Raw genomic sequence first — 17,756 nt, forward strand, 5'->3', positions numbered from 1 at the left:
AAGTCTATGAGAGACCGATCGCCGAATAAACTAACCGTTATCGATACAGCTATAACTCCAAGGCAATGCAAAGCCCCTACAACCTCAACTCCGTGATGTCGCGCCTGCATGCCCGGCAGCTGCGCCTGCTGATCGCGGTGGCCGAACACGGCTCGCTGCTGGCGGCGGCGGACCGGGTGGGGCTGACGCAGCCCGGCGCCAGCAAGGCGCTCAAGGAGCTGGAATCCACCCTGAATGCGCCCCTTTTCATGCGCACCAACCGGGGGTTGGTGCCCACCGAGGCCGGCACCTGCGCCGTGCGGTTCGCGCGGCTGATCCAGTCCGACATCAGCCACCTGCAGCAGGAGCTGAGCGCCATCGCCAGCGGTGCGGGCGGCCGCATCGCGGTGGGCACCATCATGGGCGCCGTGCCGCTGCTCACCCGGGCGCTGACGCGGCTGATGGACCAGCAGCCGGACATCTCGGTCGAAATCGTCGAGGACACCAGCGCCAGCCTGCTCGCGCTCATCGACCAGGGTCGGCTGGACGCGGCGATCTGCCGCTTATCGGTCAGCCCCAAGCCGCACCTGTACGACACCGTGGTCGTCAAGGACGAATCCCTGGCCGTGGTCGCGCACCGGGCGCATCCGGCGGCGGGCCTGCCGGCGATCACGCTGCAGGACCTGTCGGCCAGCCGCTGGGTGGTGTACCGGGCGCACATGCCGATGCGCCGTACGCTGGAACGCGAATTCTTCGAAGAGAACCTGTTCTTCCCGACGCACCTGATCGAGACCACCTCCGCGCTGGCCACGCTGTCGCTGCTGAGCCACAACGCCAACCTGGTGGCCCTGGTATCGGACGACGTGGCCGACTACGTGTGCGAGCACGGGCTGGTCGCCCGGCTGCCGCTGCAACTGAAGTCGCGCAGCGAGCCCTACGAGATCATCGCGCGGCGCAATGCGCACCGCCATCCGGCGCTGGAGCTGCTGATCGATGCGCTGCTGAGATTGCGGCCGCCCGCCGAAGAGGCCCCTGCGCCCGCATGAGCGGCAGCCGTTCTTACAATTCGCCCATGCACCCGATCACCTACACCCGCGCCCAACAGCTCCCCGACATCCTGGCCGAACGCATCGCCATCCTCGACGGCGCCATGGGCACCATGATCCAGCGCTTCAAGCTGGGCGAGGCCCAGTACCGGGGCGAGGGCTACAGCGGCCCGGACGGCGCGGGCGAGCGGTTCAAGGACTTTCCGCGCGACGTGAAGGGCAACAACGAACTGCTCTCGCTCACCCGGCCGGACGTGATCCGCGACATCCACGAACGCTACCTGGCGGCCGGTGCCGACCTGATCGAGACCAACACCTTCGGCGCGACCACCATCGCGCAGGAGGACTACCACATGGCCGACCTGGCGCGCGAGATGAACCTCGCCTCGGCCAAGCTGGCCCGCGCCGCCTGCGACAAATACTCCACGCCGGACAAGCCCCGCTTCGTGGCCGGTGCCCTGGGCCCCACGCCCAAGACGGCCAGCATCAGCCCCGACGTGAACGACCCCGGCGCGCGCAACGTCGATTTCGAGCAGCTGCGCGCGGCCTACTACGAGCAGACCGAGGCGCTGGTCGAAGGCGGCGCAGACGTGCTGCTGGTTGAGACCATCTTCGACACGCTGAACGCCAAGGCCGCGCTCTTCGCCATCGACGAATTCTTCGAGAAAAGCGGCGAGCGCTTGCCGCTCATCATCAGCGGCACCGTCACCGACGCCTCGGGCCGCATCCTGTCGGGCCAAACCGTGACGGCCTTCTGGCACAGCGTGCGGCACTCGCAGCCGCTGGCCATCGGCCTCAATTGCGCGCTGGGCGCCACGCTGATGCGCCCCTACATCCAGGAGCTGAACCGGGTGGCGCAAGACACCTTCATCAGCTGCTACCCCAACGCCGGCCTGCCCAACCCGATGAGCGACACCGGCTTCGACGAGACGCCCGAAGTGACCAGCCGGCTGGTGCACGAGTTCGCCGCCGAGGGCCTGGTGAACATCGTGGGCGGCTGCTGCGGCACCACGCCGGACCACATCGCCGCCATCGGCCAGGCCGTGGCGCCCGTGCCCACGCGCCGGCTGTTCTACCCCGAAGCGGCCTGACTCGGCTGCCGGCGGCTGCGCGCCCCGCGGCCGCAGCGTCGGACAAAGGCGCCGGCCCCGAACGGCGCCGCTCCTACCGCCCGCCGAAGCCGGCGGGATTACGATCCGCCGTCTTTCACTTCGGCGGCCTCCCGTGCGATCCTTGCGCGTTCAACTGATCCTGTTCTGGGGCTTTCTGCTGGCCGCGTGCGCCCTGGTCGCCGCCGTCATCGTGGTGCTCTACCAGACCGGCTCGGGCGCGCAGGTGGCGGCCAGCCAGTCCCACGCCACGCGGGCCTGCGAGGACATCGCCACGCGCTATGCCAAGTCGGTGCCGGCCGCGGTGGCCGATGCGCCGCAGGCCGATCTGCTGCGCGTGCTGTTGCACGTGGTGCTGCTGGAAGTGCCTCAGGTGGAAGGCGGCGTGTGGCGCGCCGGCAGCGGCATGCTGGCCTATGCCTACCCCACGTATGAAGGCAGCAGCGCCAAGGTGGACGTGCCGGCGGCCGAAGAGCCGCTGATCGTGCAGACGGCGCGCGAGTCCGCGGGCGCCGGCCGCCCCGCCGTGAACCTGGTGCGCGGCAGCCGCGAGGTGCTGATCGTCGCCGCCTGCCCGCTCGCCGCGCACCCCGGCGCCGCCGTGTGGACCATGACCCGTGCCCATTCCGGCGCCATCGCCGCGCAAAAGAGCCTGCGCGTCGGCATCGCGGTGCTGGCGCTGCTGGTGGTGGCCTCGGGCGGCTGGCTGGGCTGGATGCTGCTGCGCGGCCTGCGGCAGGTGCGCCGGCTGGAGAGCGCCTTCGCCGACGCCCAGGAAGACACCGTGCCTCGGCTTGAGCGCACCGGCATCCGCGAGCTGGACCGCATCGTCGACGGCTTCAACGGCTTCGGCGCGCGCCTGCAGGATGCCCGCGCCCGCCTGAAGGAAGCCACGGCGCAGCGCCACCGCGACCTGCGCCTGACCTCGCTGGGCCGCATGACGGCCTCGGTCGCGCACGAGATCCGCAACCCCATCGCCGCCATGCGGCTGAAGGCCGAGAACGCGCTGGCGGCGCCGCCCACCCGCCATGCCGATGCCCTGGGCGCCATCGTCACGCAGATCGACCGGCTGGAAGGGCTGGTGCAGAGCCTGCTGGCGCTGGTGCAGCCGCTGAACCTGCAGCCCCGTGGCGTGCCGCTGGGCGACTGGCTGCGCGAGCGGCTGGAAGCGGCACGCCCCGCCGCCGGGGCGCGCGGCGTGCGGCTGGCGCTGCGGGGCGACGTATCGGCCGAGGCCGTCTTCGACCCCCTGCATGCGGCCCGCGCAATCGACAGCCTGCTGGACAACGCCGTGCGCCATGCGGCGGACGGGGGCGAGGTCGTGCTGTCGGCCACCGTGGATGCCGCCCGCCGCCGCTGCACGCTGGCGGTGGAGGACGACGGCCCCGGCGTGCCAGAGGCGCTGCGCCCGCAACTGTTCGAGCCCTTCGCCACCGGCCGCGCCGACGGCAACGGCCTGGGCCTGGCGCTGGCGCGCGAGGTGGCGCTGGCCCATGGCGGCGATCTGCACTACGCACCCCGCCATGCCGACGGCAGCGGCGGCGGTGCCCGTTTCATCCTGGAGCTGCCATGGCGTGCCTCTTAGTCGTCGACGACGACGCGGCCTTCCGCGATTCGCTGGTCGAAACCCTGCAGAGCCTAGGCCACGAGGTGCACGCCGCCAGCAGCGGCGCCGAGGCGCTGCGCCGGGTGGAAAGCCAACGCTACGGCGCCATCTTTCTGGATCACCGCATGCCCGGCATGGACGGGCTGCAGACGCTGGAGGCGCTGGCCGCCCGCGTGGCCCGGCTGCCGCCGGTGCTGGTGCTGACGGCCTATGCCAGCGGCTCGGGCACCATCGAAGCCATGCGCCTGGGCGCCTTCGACCACCTGACCAAGCCGGTGAGCCGGGCGACGGTGGTGCAGGTGCTGGAGCGTGCGCTGCGCTCGCATGCGGAGGCCCAGGGGTTCGCCGCGCCCGCCCCCGCAGCGGCTGCTGCGGCCGACGCGGCCGATGACGGCGAGCTGGTGGGCATCAGCGAGGCGATGCGCGAGGTGCACAAGCGCATCGGCCTGGCCGCCGCCAGCGATGCGCCCGTGCTGATCGAAGGCGAGACCGGCACCGGCAAGGAGCTGGTGGCCCGCGCACTGCACCGCCATTCCCCGCGCGCCGGCGGGCCCTTCGTGGCGCTGAACTGCGCCGCCATTCCGAAGGAACTGCTGGAGAGCGAACTGTTCGGCCACGTGAAGGGCGCATTCACCGGAGCGGCGGCCGACCGGCCAGGGTGCTTCCGGGCGGCGGACGGCGGCGTGCTGCTGCTCGACGAGATCGGCGACATGGCGCTGGACGTGCAGGCCAAGCTGCTGCGGGCGCTGCAGGAAGGCGAGGTCACCCCGCTGGGCAGCCACCGTCCGGTGAAGGTGCGGGTGCGCGTGCTGGCGGCCACCCACCGCGACCTGGCCGCCGCCGTGCGCGACGGGCGCTTCCGCGAGGACCTGCGGTTTCGGCTGGACGTGCTGCACATCGTGCTGCCGCCGCTGCGCGAACGGCTGGCCGACATCGTGCCGCTGGCAGAGCACTTCCTGCGCCGCGCCGCCGCGCCCCAGCCGCCCAAGCGCCTGTCGGCCGACGCGGCCCGCGCGCTGCTGGACCACACCTGGCCCGGCAACGTGCGCGAGCTGCGCAACGCCATGGAGCGCTGCCATGCCCTGCAGCGAGGGCCGGTGGTGGCCGCCGCCGATCTGGACCTGCGGCACGCCCCCGCGTTCGCCGACCCGGCAGACGGCGGGACCGGCGCCCTGCCCGCGGGCTGGCTGGACGGGTCCCTGCCCGAGGCCGTCGCGCGACTGGAGCGGCTGATGCTGGAGCACGCGCTGAAGCAAGCCGGGGGCAACCGCTCGCTGGCCGCGCGGCAGCTCGGTATTCATCGGCAGCTGCTCTACAGCAAGTTGACGCAATACGGGCTGGGCTGAGAAGAAAGAGAAAAAGAAGGAGTGGGCATGCTGGCAAACCCCCTTCCCGCTGCGCCATGCGTCGCTTTCGCGGTCACCGCCGAAGGCGTCCGGAAACCAGACAGACTGTCGCCGTTTCATTCGCAACGCCAGCGCACTGGATTGCGCAAGTGCTTGATTCATAAGGGATTCAAACCTGGCATGGGACTTGAGATGTCTTCTGCGTCACAACCCTTTGACGGATGATCACCATGAAGAAGACTCTTCACCCCCAGGCTCGTGCCGCAGCGCTCGGCGCCGCCTTGCTGGCCAGCGCAGCAGCCCAGGCCCAACCCACCATGCCGCCCGCGCCCGCCGTGGTCGTGCAGCCCGCGCCGATGGACCAGGCCACCGTGAGCGGCACCGTGCAGCGCTGGCTGGTCAACCCCAACGGCGAGGCCGACGGCCTGCTGTTGCAGGACGGCACGCAGATCGCCTTCCCGCCCCATCTGTCGGCCACGCTCACGTCGTGGCTGCGGCCGGGCGACAGCGTCCAGGCCACCGGCTGGAACCGCAAGGACATCGGTGTGCTGCGCGCCACCACCCTGCAGTCGCAAGGCCGCGTGGTGCAGGACACGCCGCCCGCTCCCGGCCAGCGCCCCCTGCCCGCCGCGCGCGAGGCCCTGACCGCGCTGCAGGCCGACGGCCGCGTGGCCCACGTGCTGTTCAACAGCCGGGGCGACGCGCATGGGCTGCTGCTGGAAGACGGCACCGTGGTGCGCTTTCCGCCGCACATGGGCAGCGCCGTGATGCCCTTGCTCAAGCCGGGCGCCGCCGTCTCGGTACGCGGCTGGGGCACGCGCAACGCGCTGGGCACCGGCATCGAGGCCGCGCAGCTGGGCGCCAATCCGAACAGCCTGCAGGACATGCTGGGCGGCCCCGCAGCAGGCCCAGCCGGCGCGCCACCGCGCCGTCCCTGAGCGGCTGGCGCAACGCACGACTGCCACGGCACCACCTCTTCTAGCACCCCATTTCACACGAACCACCATGAGCCAACCCCAGGAAAAAACACCCGAAGTCTGGTCCCTCGAAGGCCGCTTCCAGCACCTGCTACACAGCCCCCGCGGCGAAGTCGAGGGCGCGATGATCGACGTCGAAGGCATTCCCGTGCAGTTCGTCTTCGACAAGCACGCCCACGACTGCGGCACCCGGGCCTTCCAGGCGCTCGCCGCCGGCCAGGCGGTGGTGGCCGAGGGCACCCTGGTGCCCCCGCCACCGAAGGGCGAGGCGCCCCACGAGGTCTTCGCCTTCGAGCGGCTCGTCTCCATCGACGGCACCGCGTTCACGCCCGATGCAGCGGAGCGCGAAGTGCAGGGAACGGTGGCCCGCATCCACCACGCCCGCCACGGCGAGCCCAATGGCGTGGTGCTGGACACGGGCGACTTCATCCACACCCGCCCCGACGGCTTTGCGCAACTGGGCGCCGGCCTGGAACTGGGCGCTCGCGTGTCTGCCAGCGGGCCGGCGCGCCCCCTGCAGGGCGGCGCGACGGGCCATGTGATCGAAGCGCGCACCGTCAACGGCCAGCCGCTGAGCAGCAAGCCGGCACGATAGTTCCACAGGAGTCGCCATGGCCACCACCACCGCTGCCCGCCCCGCTTCCGGCACCTCCAGCGATGCGACCCTTCCGGCCGCCGGAGCCTCGCTGACCGCCCTCGCCTGGATGGCGTTCTTCATGGCGGACGTGCGCGACGGCCTGGGGCCGTTCCTGGCCACGCACCTGCAGACCCAGCGCATCGACCAGACGATGATCGGGCTGGTGCTGTCAGCGGGCGGGCTGGCCGCGATGGCGGCCACGCCCATCGCCGGCGCTTTCGCCGACCGTTCGCGCGCCAAGCGGGCGCTGGTGGCGGTGGCGGCGCTGGTGGTGCTGGGCGCCAGCGGGCTGGCGTTTTCCACCCGCTCGCCGGGGGTGCTGATCCTGTCGCAGGTGCTGACCGGCATCGCCGGGGCGGTGCTGGCGGCGGCGCTGGCCGCGCTGACCCTGGGCCTGGCCCGCAGCGGCGGCCTGCGCCACCAGACGGGTCGCAACGAGGCCTTCAGCCACGCCGGCAACATCGTCTCCGCGCTGGGCGCGGCGGCGTTCGCGCACTGGCTGGGCGCCCCCTGGATGCTGGTCGTCATGACCGCCATGGCCCTGGGGGCATGGGCCTGCCTGCTGCGCATCCGGCCGGGGGACATCGACCACGTGGCCGCGCGCGGGGGCGGGGCCGAGTCGGGTTCGGCCGCCTCCAACGATCCGCGCTCCGTGGCGCCCGAAGGGCTGCGCGCCTTCCTCGGCCACCGCGCGCTCTGGTGCTTCGGGCTGACCTGCGCCCTCTTCCACCTGGGCAACGCCGCCATGCTGCCGCTTTTGAACCAGCGCCTGGCGGCCACCGTGCCCGACTCGTCGCCGCTGCTGTGGACGGGCATCGCCATCGTCGTCGCGCAACTCACCATGGTGCCGGTGGCGCTCTGGGTGTCGCGCAGCCGCAGGTGGGACCTGCAGGTCTTCGTCTACATCGCCATCCTGGCGCTGCCGGTGCGCGGCCTGATCGCCTGGGCGATTCCTGACTCGTGGGCCAACATTCCGGTGCAGGTGCTGGACGGCATCGCCGCCGGCGCCATGGGCGTGGTCACGCCACTGATGGTCGAGCGCTACGTGCGCGGCAGCGGCCGCTACAACACCGCCCTGGGCCTGGTCATGACCCTGCAAGGCATGGGCGCGGCCCTGAGCCCGGCCGTCGCCAACACGGTGGTGGGCTCCGGCGGCCACTTCGGCCTGGCCTTCGGCGTGCTGGCCGGCTGCGCCCTGCTGGCGCTGCCCGTCTTCTGGCTGGCGCAGCGGTCCGCCGGCCAGCCCCACGGCACCCCGGCCGGCCAGACCGCGCCCGCCGCCCTGGCCTGAGAAGGTTCTAAAGAACCCGTCATGCCCGGGCGCGCCGGATTCATTCACGCCGCCTGACCCCGGCGGCTGGCGCCACGGCGCACAAGCAGGCACCATGCGGGCGGAGGAGCCGCCCATGCCCGACCTATCCACCCACTTCCCGTCCGCCACCGCTGCCGCCGCCGTTGCGCTCTGGCTTTGCGGCTGCGCCGCCTCCGGCCCCGCCCCCACCGACCCACCGCAGGCCACCAGCCCCAGTCCCAGCCCCAGCCCCATCGCGCAGGGCGATGCATCGCGGGCGCGCTACCCTGCCGACCTGGAGGCCTGCCGGAGCGCCGCCAGCCAGGCCGGCGTGGTGCAGGACACGCTGGACGGCATGGTCGAAGGCGCGCTGGTGGCCGCCGCGCTGGTGTGGGGCCTGGGCCGCAGCAGCGATGCGGTGCAGGACTGGGCCATCGGCGGGGCCTTGCTCGGGGGCGGGCAGCAGGCGCTGCGATCCGAGGAACGCCGCCGCCGCTGGATCGTGGCCTGCATGGCCGAGCGCGGCCATGGCCAGGGCGCGCAGGCGCTGGCGCTGCAGCCGCCCGCGCCGCTGCCCCCGCCGCGACCATTCGCCCCGCCACGCGCCACGGGCGTGGACACCTTCAACGCCGAGCGCCTGGCACGCGAGCAGTCGTGCAGCGCCCAGCCCCTGGCCACCCTGGCTGCCAAGGGCCCGGGCTTCGAAACCTACAGCGTGCCCTGTGCCAACGGCGATGCGCTGGCGGTGCGGTGTGAATTCGGCAACTGCCGGGTGCTGCGCTGAGGAATGGGCGGCTCCCGAGCGGGGCTCGCCACACCGCTTGAGTCTCGTCCCCAGCGCGAGGACGGCGCCTCCCCGCAAAGATCTTCAGGAGGGCACGAACACCCGGCCGGATTGACGCTCCTTACCCTCGGCCTGGCACTGCGTTCCGGCGATGCCAGGCCAGCATCCCCACCAGCAGGGTGAGCAACAGCACACCGGCCTCGGTCAAACCAGGCACCGCGGCCAGGACCGGCGCTGCCGCCACCGCCAGCACGTAGCTTCGGCTGTCCTGGCCGGCGGTGCCGGTGGTGCTGTCGGTCGCGGTCACCGTGAAGGCAAAGTCACCCACCGCCGTGGGCGTGCCGCTGAGCGTGCCGGTGGCGCCGTCGAGGCTGATGCCGGCCGGCAGGGCACCCGCGCTCACCGCATAGGTGTAGGGGGCGACGCCGCCGCTGGCCGGGTTGATCGTGGCGCTGTAGGCCCGGCCGCTGGTGGCGCCGGGCAGCGCGGTGGCCGGCAGCGCCAGCGTCGGCGCGGCCACGGTCAGCGTGTAGCCACGGCTTCCGGAGGTCGGCACGCCGGTGTCCGTAGCGGTGACCGTGAAGTTAAAGGTGCCGCTGGCGGTGGGTGTGCCGGCCAATACGCCGGAACTGGCCAGGGTCAGCCCGGCAGGCACCGCGCCGGCAGTGACCATGAAGGTGTAAGGCGAGGTGCCGCCGCTGGCGGTCAGCGTCTGGCTGTAGGCACTGCCAGAGGTCGCCGCTGGCAACGACGCCGGAGCGATGGTGACCACTGCGTCATCGTTGAGGATCGTGCCGGTGCCGGTGGCACGGGCGATGCTCGCATTGCTGGAGCTGGACAGCGTCACGCTGAAGGTCTCGTCCGGCTCGACGGCGGTGTCGCCATTGACCGTCACCGCAATGCTCCGCGTTGTGACACCGGGCGCGAAGGTCAGCGTGCCGGCGCTCGCGACATAGTCGCTGCCGGCGGTGGCGGTGCCGTCGGCGGTCGCGTAATTGACGGTGATGGTCTGCCCGCTGGCCGCGCTCAAGGTGACCGTGAACGTCGCCGAGGTGGTGCCGGTATTGCCTTCGGTGAGGCTGACATCGGCGATCGAGAGCGCCGGCACCGCGTCGTCGTTGACGATCGTGCCCAGGCCCTGCCCGTCGGCGACGGTGGCGCCGCTGACATTGGTGACGTTGACGAAGAAGCTCTCGTTGGGTTCGTTGAGCGTGTCGCCCATCACCTGCACGGTGAAGGTGGCGCTGCTGCTGCCGGCCGGAATGGTCAGCGCGTTCACGCTGGAGGCCACATAGTCGGTGCCCGCGGTCGCGGTGCCGTTGGCGGTGGCGATGTCGAAGCTGACACCGCCGCTGCCGGCCGGCTGGCTGAGCGAGACGGTGAAGGTGAATGCGGTGTTGCCGGCATTGCCTTCGTTCTGCGACACGTCGTTGATCGACAGCGCCGGCTGGTCGTCGTTGAGGATGGTGCCGGTGGCGCTGGAGGGCGAGCCCACGATGTAGCCGCTGCCCGCATTGAGACTGATCACCACGGTTTCGTCCGGCTCCACGGTGGCGTCAAGCGTGGGATCGACAGTGATGGTGCCGCTGGTCTGGCCGGCGGCAATCACCAGCGGCGAGCTGACCGCGGCGTAGTCGGTGCCCGAGGTGGCGGTGCCGCCCATGCTGAAGCCGATCGAAACCGCCGAGGTCGGGGCCTGGCTCAACGTGACCGTATAAATCAGATTGACGCCGCCGTCTTCGGTCACGCTGGCCGGCGCCACGCTGATGCTTGCCACGGGGAAGTCGTCGTTGACGATGGTGGCGGTCGCGCTGGACGGGTTGCCGATCGAATAATCAGTGCCGCTGGCCACCTGGAAGATCAACGTCTCGTCAGGCTCCACCGTGGTGTCGGCGACCGGGGTGATGCTGAAGCTGGCAGACGTCGCGTTGGCCGGCACCACGATGCTGCTGACCGCGCCGGTGTAGTCGGTCCCGCTGGTGGCCGTGCCGCTGCGGGTCAGGTTCACCGTGGTCGCCGAAGTGCTGGTCTGGCTCAGCGTCACCGTGTAGACGAAGGCGGTGCCGCTGTCCTCGTTGGCGCTGGATGGCGAGACCGCGATGCTGGCGGTGCGCGCGGGGTTGATGGTGATGTTGAAGACGATGAAGTTGTTGAATTCGTCTTGAATGGCGAACGAGTCGGACGTCGCGCCATCGCCGTTGTTGGTGTAGGTAATCTGCTCCGTGCTGTCGTTGTTCTGACCAGGGGCGTCCAGAGTGCCGTGGGACGGCGATATCGCCTGCTGGACGCCGACGTTGGAAGGACCATCGCACTCGCCGACTTCAAAAACGGCGATACCGCCTGAGTTAATCGTCCTGGCCTGAGGGGTCGGACAGGCGGGGTCCCCCGGTCCGGCGGCCAGGGCGAACTGTGCAGTCCCCAGCCACAGCAGTGTCATCAGCCAGCGCAGGACCGCGCGCATGCCGCGCGAGGCGGTGCATCTCATGGAGGACATAGTTCGGATTCCAGTCAAGCGCGCTGCAACGGGCGCAGGCAGTTCTCTGGTGCCTTTGGAAAAAAAAGGGGGGGCAGAGAACAGGTCGCGCGGGGCCTTTTCCCAGCGCCGCCCTGGCATTGCACCACACAGTTAACAATGTGGAAACAATTATTACGTTGTCCCGTCGCCGGGGGAGTGCCTGCCGGCGCTTGTCCTGCCGGCAGGGCCCCAGCAACCCGGCCAGCCTCCGGGACGCCGCCTCGCCGGGTGGCGCCACACCGCACTCTCCCGCAGAATCGGGCGCACATGCCCTTGCCACCCCACCACCCCAACCCCCTCCCCACCCCTGACGAACCGGCCGCACCTTCGGCCGCCGCGCGCACTGCTTCCGCCGCCGAGGCCGAAGCCGCCGCCGAGCTGCAGCGCAGCGCCGCCCAGCGCGCCTCGCTCTCGCCCTTCGGGCCGCTGTCGGTGCCGGTCTTTCGCATGCTGTGGCTCACCTGGCTCACGGCCAACACCTGCATGTGGATGAACGACGTGGCCGCCGCCTGGCTGATGACCACGCTCACCACCTCGCCGGTGCTGGTGGCGCTGGTGCAGACGGCCTCCACGCTGCCGGTGTTCCTGCTGGGGCTGCCCAGCGGGGCGCTGGCGGACATCCTGGACCGGCGGCGCTACTTCATCGCCACCCAGTTCTGGGTGGCCGCCGTGGCGCTGGTGCTGTGCCTGGCCATTCTGGCGGGCGGCATGACGGCGCACCTGCTGCTGGTGCTCACCTTCGCCAACGGCATTGGCCTGGCGATGCGCTGGCCGGTGTTCGCGGCCATCGTGCCCGAGCTGGTCAGCCGCGAGCAGCTGCCCGCGGCGCTGGCGCTCAACGGCGTGGCGATGAACGCGTCGCGCATCATCGGCCCGCTGCTGGCGGGCGCCATCATCGCCAGCGCGGGCAGCGCCTGGGTGTTCGTGCTGAACGCGCTGCTGTCGGTGATCGCGGGCTTCGTCATCATGCGCTGGAAGCGTGCGCACCCGCCCAACCCGCTGGGGCGCGAGCGGCTCTCCAGCGCCATGCGCGTGGGCGTGCAGTTCGTGCGCGAATCGCCCCGCATGCGGGCCGTGCTCTGGCGCATCACGGTGTTCTTCCTGCATGCGACTGCGCTGCTGGCGCTGCTGCCGCTGGTGGCGCGCGACCTGGAGGGCGGCGGCGCCGGCACCTTCACGCTGCTGCTGGCCTCGATGGGCGTGGGCGCCATCGTGGCGGCCCTGTTCCTGCCCCGGCTGCGCCAGGCGATGGCGCGCGAGACGCTGGTCGGCCGGGGCGCGCTGCTGCAGGCCGCCGCCACCGCCGTGGTGGCCGTGGCGCCCAACGTGTACGTGGCCGTGCCGGCCATGGTGGTGGGCGGCGCGGCCTGGATCACCACGGCCAATTCGCTCACCGTGTCGGCCCAGATGGCGCTGCCCAACTGGGTGCGGGCGCGCGGGATGTCGATCTACCAGATGGCGCTGATGGGCGCGACGGCGGCGGGCGCGGCGCTCTGGGGCCAGGTGGCGTCGATCACCAGCGTGCACGCCAGCCTGCTGATCGCGGCGGCGACAGGCGCGGTGGGCATGCTGGTGGTGCAGCGCGCCGCGGTGGACCGCAGCCTGGAGGAAGACCTGAGCCCCTCCACGGCCTTCAAGACGCCGCAGGCACCGACCACGCCGCAGGCGGGCCTGCGGCTGGTGGTGTCGATCGAATACTTCATCGACCCGGCGCGGGCGGCGGAATTCCGGGCGGTGATGCAGGAAAGCCGCCGCGCCCGCCTGCGGCAGGGCGCCTTGAGCTGGGAACTGCAGCACGACATCAGCGACCCGCGCCGCTACGTGGAGCGCGTGGTGGACGAGTCGTGGACCGAGCACCTGCGCCGCTTCGGCCGGGCCACGGCGTCGGACGTGTCGCTGCGCGACCGCAAGTTCGCCTTCCACACCGGGGAGAACCCGCCGGTGGTGTCGCGCTACGTGGTCGAGGGCGAATGACGATTGCTATTATTTTTGTAGCTGCAGGCGCTTGATCTGCGGGCGCCGGTGGCCTTTTTCCCCTTGACTTTTCGCCGCAGGCCGCTTCATCAGCACCCTCTGGAGCCCGGCCGCGCCCGTCTGCCGACAGGCGCTCACACCGCGAAGCTGCGCCGCAGCACGCCGTGCAGCACGGTGCGCAGCAGCGGCTCCACGGCCTGCGCCCTCTCGTGGGCGGCCGAGGGCGATGCCGGTGGCGGCCCGGGCGGCTCGCCCGCCTGCAGGGCCCGCGCCAGCGCCTCCCAGTGCGCGGCCACGGTTCCGGTGATCTCGGCCCGCCAGCGTGCGGCCAGGTCGGGCGCGTCGTCCTGCGGCACGCGGGCCTGGTGGGCGATGACGAGGTAGTGCGTGCAGGCCGCCTCCACGGCCTGGCGCAGCGCCTCGTCGGCGGTGTGCTTCTTGCGCAGCGCCCCCAGAGCCCAGGCGGTGGTGCCCGCCAGCAGCGCGCCCAGGGCCGTGCCCGCGCCCATCGTGATGCCACCGGATCCGATGTCGATCAGCGCCCCGGCCTTGGCGCCGGCCGCAGCGCCGGCTGCCGCACCCGCCGAGGTGCCCACGGCCAGCGCCACGCGGTCCCGGCGGTCGGCTAAGGGCGCCGCCACGTCGGGCGAAGGCTGGCCGGGGGTGGCGGCGGGCGGCAGGCCGTGCAGTTCGCGCAGCGTGGCGTCGAGCGCCATGAGCTGCTGCCCATACCGCGTGGCGGCCTCTTCGCCGGCGCCGAGATCGGAGCTTGAGGCGGCGCAGGCCGCCACATGCCGCGCCACGGTCCGCAGCGCGTGGTCGAAGCGGTCGGTGTTGTGGGTCTGCCAGGCCTGGCGCACACGCTCCAGCGCGGCGCGGCGCCCGGGCGGCAGCATGGGCGCCAGGCGCTCGAACAGCACCGGCTCCAGCACCCAGCTCTCGCCCCATTGCGCCCAGGGCAGCGGCACCCGGGGCACGCCTTGCCAGGCCGGCGGCACTGGCGCGTCGCCCAGCACGATGACGGCATCCACGGCCTCAGCCGGCGCGGCCGCGCTGCCCCGGCCGGCCGGCGGGGGCTCGGCAAAGCGCAGGGTGTCGGGGGCGCCGCCCTGCGCATGCCGGGCGGCCAGCGCCCGCGCCGCCTCTGCCTCCGCGGGGCTGGCGCCCAGCAGGCCGATCAGCCAGTCGACCGGCAGCGCCACGCGCAGCGTGTCGAAGCTGCCCTCGGTCGTGTCGAGGCGCAGGTCGCGCACCAGGGCGCGCTCGCGCCAGCGCGCCCAACCGGCCAGCGCCAGCCGGGGCAGCACCACCATGAGCAGCAGCAGGCCGACATACATCCAGACCCAGCGGCTGCCTTCCGCGCCCGTGCCGGCGAAGTCCCGCGTGGCGGCGATCTCCTGCGGCGAAAACGGTGCCAGCCCGAACAGCGCGGTCAGCGGCCAGAACAGCACGGTGGTGACGGCGTGCACCTGGGGCACGTCGAGAAAAGTGCTTTCCCAGCCGAACTGGTAGCGCACCACCAGCCCGCGCAGCAGCAGCGACAGCGCGATGCCCGCGCCCCAGGCCGCCGCGCACAGGTGCAGCACGCGCGCCAGCCGCTGGCCGAAGAGGGCGGCCGTGGCGGTGAACCAGCGGCGCTGGAAGTCCGCCGCCACGCGGGCGGCCAGGCGCGTGGGCCGCGTGCCCGGCGCAGCCTGCCCGCTCGCCCGCACGGAGCGGGCCCAGCCGCGCAGCGCCATGGGCAGCTCGGGGGACGGGGTGGACTGGGCGGATCGGGCCGGTGGCGGCGCGCCGGCCCGGCGGCGCAGGGCGCGCCACGCCAGCACCGCGTAGAGCGCCAGGTTCCAGGCCAGCACCAAGAGCAGCGGGGGCGACAGCAGGTCCACCCGGTGGGCGTTGGCGATGCGGTCGATCGCCAGGCCCGCCAGCAGCGCGGCCACGGGCAGGAGCCGCCCCAGCCAGCGCAGGCGCACGCTGGGGTGGGCGAGCGCTGCGATGGCGGGGTCGCGGCTGCCGGCCCGCTCCACCAGGGCCTGCGCGCGGGCCTGCACCACGTCGGCCACCTGCAGCCGATCCACGCCGCGCTGGCGGGCGGCCGCCACGGCCTGGCGCAGGGCCTCGTCCACCTCGGGCGGGCTGACGGCGCCGGCCTGTTCGATGGACTGCGCGAGCAGCACGGCGCGCAGTTGGGGTTCGGTCACGGGCAGGCTGTGGGGCACGATGCTCACTTTTCAATAGCTGCTGGCGCTTTATTCATGGGCGCCAGCGGCTGATTCGACCTTGAAAGACTGCGGTTGTTGCGCGGGCGGTGCGCCTATCGCGGCCAGAGCACCCAGAGCCGCAGGTTCTGCTTGAGCCGCCCGGCGATGTCGCCGGCCTCCGGCCCCCAGCCGGTGAAGTAGTCGGCCCGCACGGCGCCCAGAATGGCGCTGCCCGTGTCCTGCGCCATCACCAGCCGCTGCAGCTGCGTGGTGGGGCCGCTGGAGGCCAGCCACACCGGCGTGCCGTAGGGGATGCTCTGGCGGTCCACCGCGATGGAGCGGCCGGGCGTGAGCGCCACGCCCTGCGCGCCCTTGGGGCCGAAGCCCGCGTCCAGCGCGCCCAGCGGCTCTTCGCGGAAGAACACGTAGCGCGGGTTGGCCCACAGCATCTCGTTGACGCGGCCGGGGTTCTGCAGCGTCCAGGCGCGGATGCCGGGCCAGGTGGCGTCGCGCACCAGGCCCTGGTCGAGCAGCCAACGGCCCACGCTCATGTAGGGCTGGTCGTTGGTGCCGGCGAAGGCCACGCGCACCAGCGAGGTGGTGCCGTCGGTCTCCAGCATGCGCAGCCGGCCCGAGCCCTGGATGTGCAGCACCATGGCCTCGACCGGGTCGCGCACCCAGCCGATCACCCGGCCCGCGAGCTGCGCCTGTGCCTCGGGCAGGGATTCGATCTGCTGGCGCGTGTACCAGGGCTTGCGGCTGCCCAGGGTGGCGGGCGGCCGGTAAAGCGGCACCGTGTAGCCGTTGCCCGGCACGCGGGCGGCGTCGAGGTAGGGCTCGTAATACGCGGTGAGCAGGCCGTCGGCATTGCCGCCGGGCGCCTCCACCCGGTAGGGCTGCAGGCGCGCGCGCATCCAGGCGCGCTGCTCGTCGGGCGTGCCGATGGACAGGCGCCGCACGTCGCCGCAGAGCGGAGCGAAGGCCGGGGCCGGCCGCTCGCAGTTCTTGATCCAGGCGTTCCAGGCCTCGGTGGTGCTGTCCTGCTCGAAGCCAGGCAGCTCGTCCCAAGACACCAGCACCCAGCGGCTCTTGGGCTGCGCCAGGGTGCCGGGCACGGCGCCGGCCGGCGCGGCGGGCACGCTGGCGAAGGGCGGGGGCGGCGGCGCGGTGGTGGCCGCGGGGGCATCGGTGGGGGCGGGCGGCCGGGTGGAGCAGGCCACCAGCGTTCCTACAATCAGCGCCGTTGTCACCAGGCGCAGGAGACGGAATTTCATGGGACTGATTTTGCTTGAAGCCTTGCTCGCGCTCGTGCTGCTGGTGGCGATCGTGTGGTGGACCATGTTCTCGGGCCGCCGGCGCGGCGAGCTGGACCTGCCGCCCGAGCAGGAGCGGACGCAGAAGGAGCGGGAGCCGCCCCCGCCGCCCCCGCCATCCAGCGGCCCATGAAGATGAACGGCGTTGGCGGCCGCCCGGATTCGCACTGCTCCTACAGCCCGCCGCGGCGCGCCTTGCTACCGTGTGAGCCCTGCCCTGCAAGCCCCCGGGCCGAGCAGGGACACCGCTTCACACACCATCCCAACAAGGAGTCCGCCATGCGCCTGCGCCATCCCATCCTCGTTACCGCCACCGCCGCCGTCGTCCTGCTGGCCACCGGCTGCGCGAACATGACCGACACCCAGCGCCAGACCGCCACCGGCGCGGGCGTGGGCGCCGCGGGCGGCGCCGTGCTGGGCGCGGTGACCGGCGGCAACGCCGGCACCGGCGCGCTGATCGGCGCGGGCGTGGGGGCCCTGGGCACCTACATCTGGTCGCAGCACATGGAGCGCCAGAAGCAGGACATGCAGCGCGTGACGCAAGGCACCGGCGTGGTCGTCACCCAGACGCCCGACAACCAGCTCAAGCTCGACATCCCGAGCGACATCTCGTTCGCCGTGAACCGCTCGGACATCCAGCCCAATTTCGCCCCCGTGCTGGAGCGCTTCGCCGAAGGCCTGCGCAACAACCAGAACGCCGAGGTGCGCGTGGTCGGCTTCACCGACTCCACCGGCACCGACGCCATCAACAACCCGCTGTCGCTGGACCGCGCCACCAGCGTGCGCAACTACCTCACGGCCCGCGGCGTGAACGGCAACCGCATCCAGGTGGAAGGCCGCGGCTCGGCCCAGCCCATCGCCAGCAACGACACGAGCGACGGCCGCGCGCGCAACCGCCGCGTCGAGATCTTCGTGGGCGAGCGCCAGCGCGGCTGATCTGCGCCACGCGCCCACAAAAAGGACAGGCCGGCGGCCTGT

At 72.1% G+C, this 17,756-nt stretch carries 14 protein-coding genes; 11 read left to right on the top strand and 3 right to left on the bottom strand.

Translation table 11 applies throughout. From position 1 onward, the window contains the following. The first annotated feature begins 65 nt into the window (after window positions 1-65). The 8 genes from ABWV53_RS05055 to ABWV53_RS05090 all read left to right on the top strand — a co-directional run bounded on the left by ABWV53_RS05055 (window position 66) and on the right by ABWV53_RS05090 (window position 8,775). Window positions 66-1,025 (top strand): LysR family transcriptional regulator, encoded by a 960-nt coding sequence (locus ABWV53_RS05055; protein WP_353363574.1) that lies wholly within the window; start codon window positions 66-68, stop codon window positions 1,023-1,025. Window positions 1,026-1,051: 26 nt separating this feature from the next. Continuing rightward, a complete protein-coding gene (locus ABWV53_RS05060; protein WP_353363576.1) occupies window positions 1,052-2,116 on the top strand; it encodes a homocysteine S-methyltransferase family protein in 1,065 nt (354 codons plus the stop codon). Between the two features lie 133 nt (window positions 2,117-2,249). Beyond that, complete coding sequence (locus ABWV53_RS05065; RefSeq protein ID WP_353363578.1) at window positions 2,250-3,719, top strand: sensor histidine kinase; 1,470 nt, start codon at window positions 2,250-2,252, stop codon at window positions 3,717-3,719. After that, window positions 3,704-5,086, top strand: coding sequence for a sigma-54-dependent transcriptional regulator (locus ABWV53_RS05070; protein WP_353363580.1), 1,383 nt, complete (start codon window positions 3,704-3,706; stop codon window positions 5,084-5,086). The genes ABWV53_RS05065 and ABWV53_RS05070 overlap by 16 nt, the downstream gene beginning before the upstream one ends. A gap of 230 nt (window positions 5,087-5,316) precedes the next feature. Continuing rightward, window positions 5,317-6,024 carry a hypothetical protein gene (locus ABWV53_RS05075; RefSeq protein WP_353363582.1) on the top strand — a complete coding sequence of 236 codons (708 nt, stop codon included), beginning with the start codon at window positions 5,317-5,319 and terminating at the stop codon, window positions 6,022-6,024. Window positions 6,025-6,091: 67 nt separating this feature from the next. Then, a complete protein-coding gene (locus ABWV53_RS05080; RefSeq protein WP_353363584.1) occupies window positions 6,092-6,658 on the top strand; it encodes a hypothetical protein in 567 nt (188 codons plus the stop codon). 16 nt (window positions 6,659-6,674) lie between these two features. Beyond that, entirely contained in the window at window positions 6,675-7,991 is a 1,317-nt protein-coding gene (locus tag ABWV53_RS05085; protein WP_353363586.1) for an MFS transporter, read from the top strand. Window positions 7,992-8,106: 115 nt separating this feature from the next. Continuing rightward, a complete protein-coding gene (locus ABWV53_RS05090; RefSeq protein WP_353363588.1) occupies window positions 8,107-8,775 on the top strand; it encodes a glycine zipper family protein in 669 nt (222 codons plus the stop codon). Between the two features lie 121 nt (window positions 8,776-8,896). Here the strand turns inward: ABWV53_RS05090 and ABWV53_RS05095 are convergent, their stop codons facing one another. After that, window positions 8,897-11,269, bottom strand: a complete 2,373-nt coding sequence (locus ABWV53_RS05095; protein ID WP_353363590.1) for a Calx-beta domain-containing protein — start codon at window positions 11,267-11,269, stop codon at window positions 8,897-8,899. A gap of 288 nt (window positions 11,270-11,557) precedes the next feature. Here ABWV53_RS05095 and ABWV53_RS05100 point away from each other — a divergent pair, with 288 nt between their 5' ends. Then, window positions 11,558-13,264 (top strand): MFS transporter, encoded by a 1,707-nt coding sequence (locus ABWV53_RS05100; RefSeq protein WP_353363592.1) that lies wholly within the window; start codon window positions 11,558-11,560, stop codon window positions 13,262-13,264. 134 nt (window positions 13,265-13,398) lie between these two features. On the opposite strand, the gene ABWV53_RS05105 is transcribed toward ABWV53_RS05100, so the two are convergent. Together ABWV53_RS05105 and mltA are read right to left on the bottom strand one after the other, a co-directional pair. Beyond that, entirely contained in the window at window positions 13,399-15,492 is a 2,094-nt protein-coding gene (locus ABWV53_RS05105) for a DUF2868 domain-containing protein (protein WP_353363594.1), read from the bottom strand. Between the two features lie 86 nt (window positions 15,493-15,578). Then, window positions 15,579-16,805: a murein transglycosylase A gene (mltA, locus tag ABWV53_RS05110; RefSeq protein ID WP_353363596.1), complete on the bottom strand. Its 1,227-nt coding sequence runs from the start codon at window positions 16,803-16,805 to the stop codon at window positions 15,579-15,581. On the opposite strand from mltA, the gene ABWV53_RS05115 reads away from it, so the two are divergent. Together ABWV53_RS05115 and ABWV53_RS05120 are read left to right on the top strand one after the other, a co-directional pair. Further along, window positions 16,738-16,911: a hypothetical protein gene (locus ABWV53_RS05115; protein WP_353363598.1), complete on the top strand. Its 174-nt coding sequence runs from the start codon at window positions 16,738-16,740 to the stop codon at window positions 16,909-16,911. The two genes, mltA and ABWV53_RS05115, sit on opposite strands and share 68 nt — an antisense overlap. A 146-nt stretch (window positions 16,912-17,057) precedes the next feature. Next, window positions 17,058-17,714 (top strand): YiaD family glycine zipper/OmpA-like lipoprotein, encoded by a 657-nt coding sequence (locus ABWV53_RS05120; RefSeq protein ID WP_353363600.1) that lies wholly within the window; start codon window positions 17,058-17,060, stop codon window positions 17,712-17,714. The last annotated feature ends 42 nt before the right edge of the window (window positions 17,715-17,756 follow it).

It is taken from the genome of Acidovorax sp. FG27 (assembly GCF_040365715.1).
GTDB lineage: Bacteria > Pseudomonadota > Gammaproteobacteria > Burkholderiales > Burkholderiaceae_C > Paracidovorax.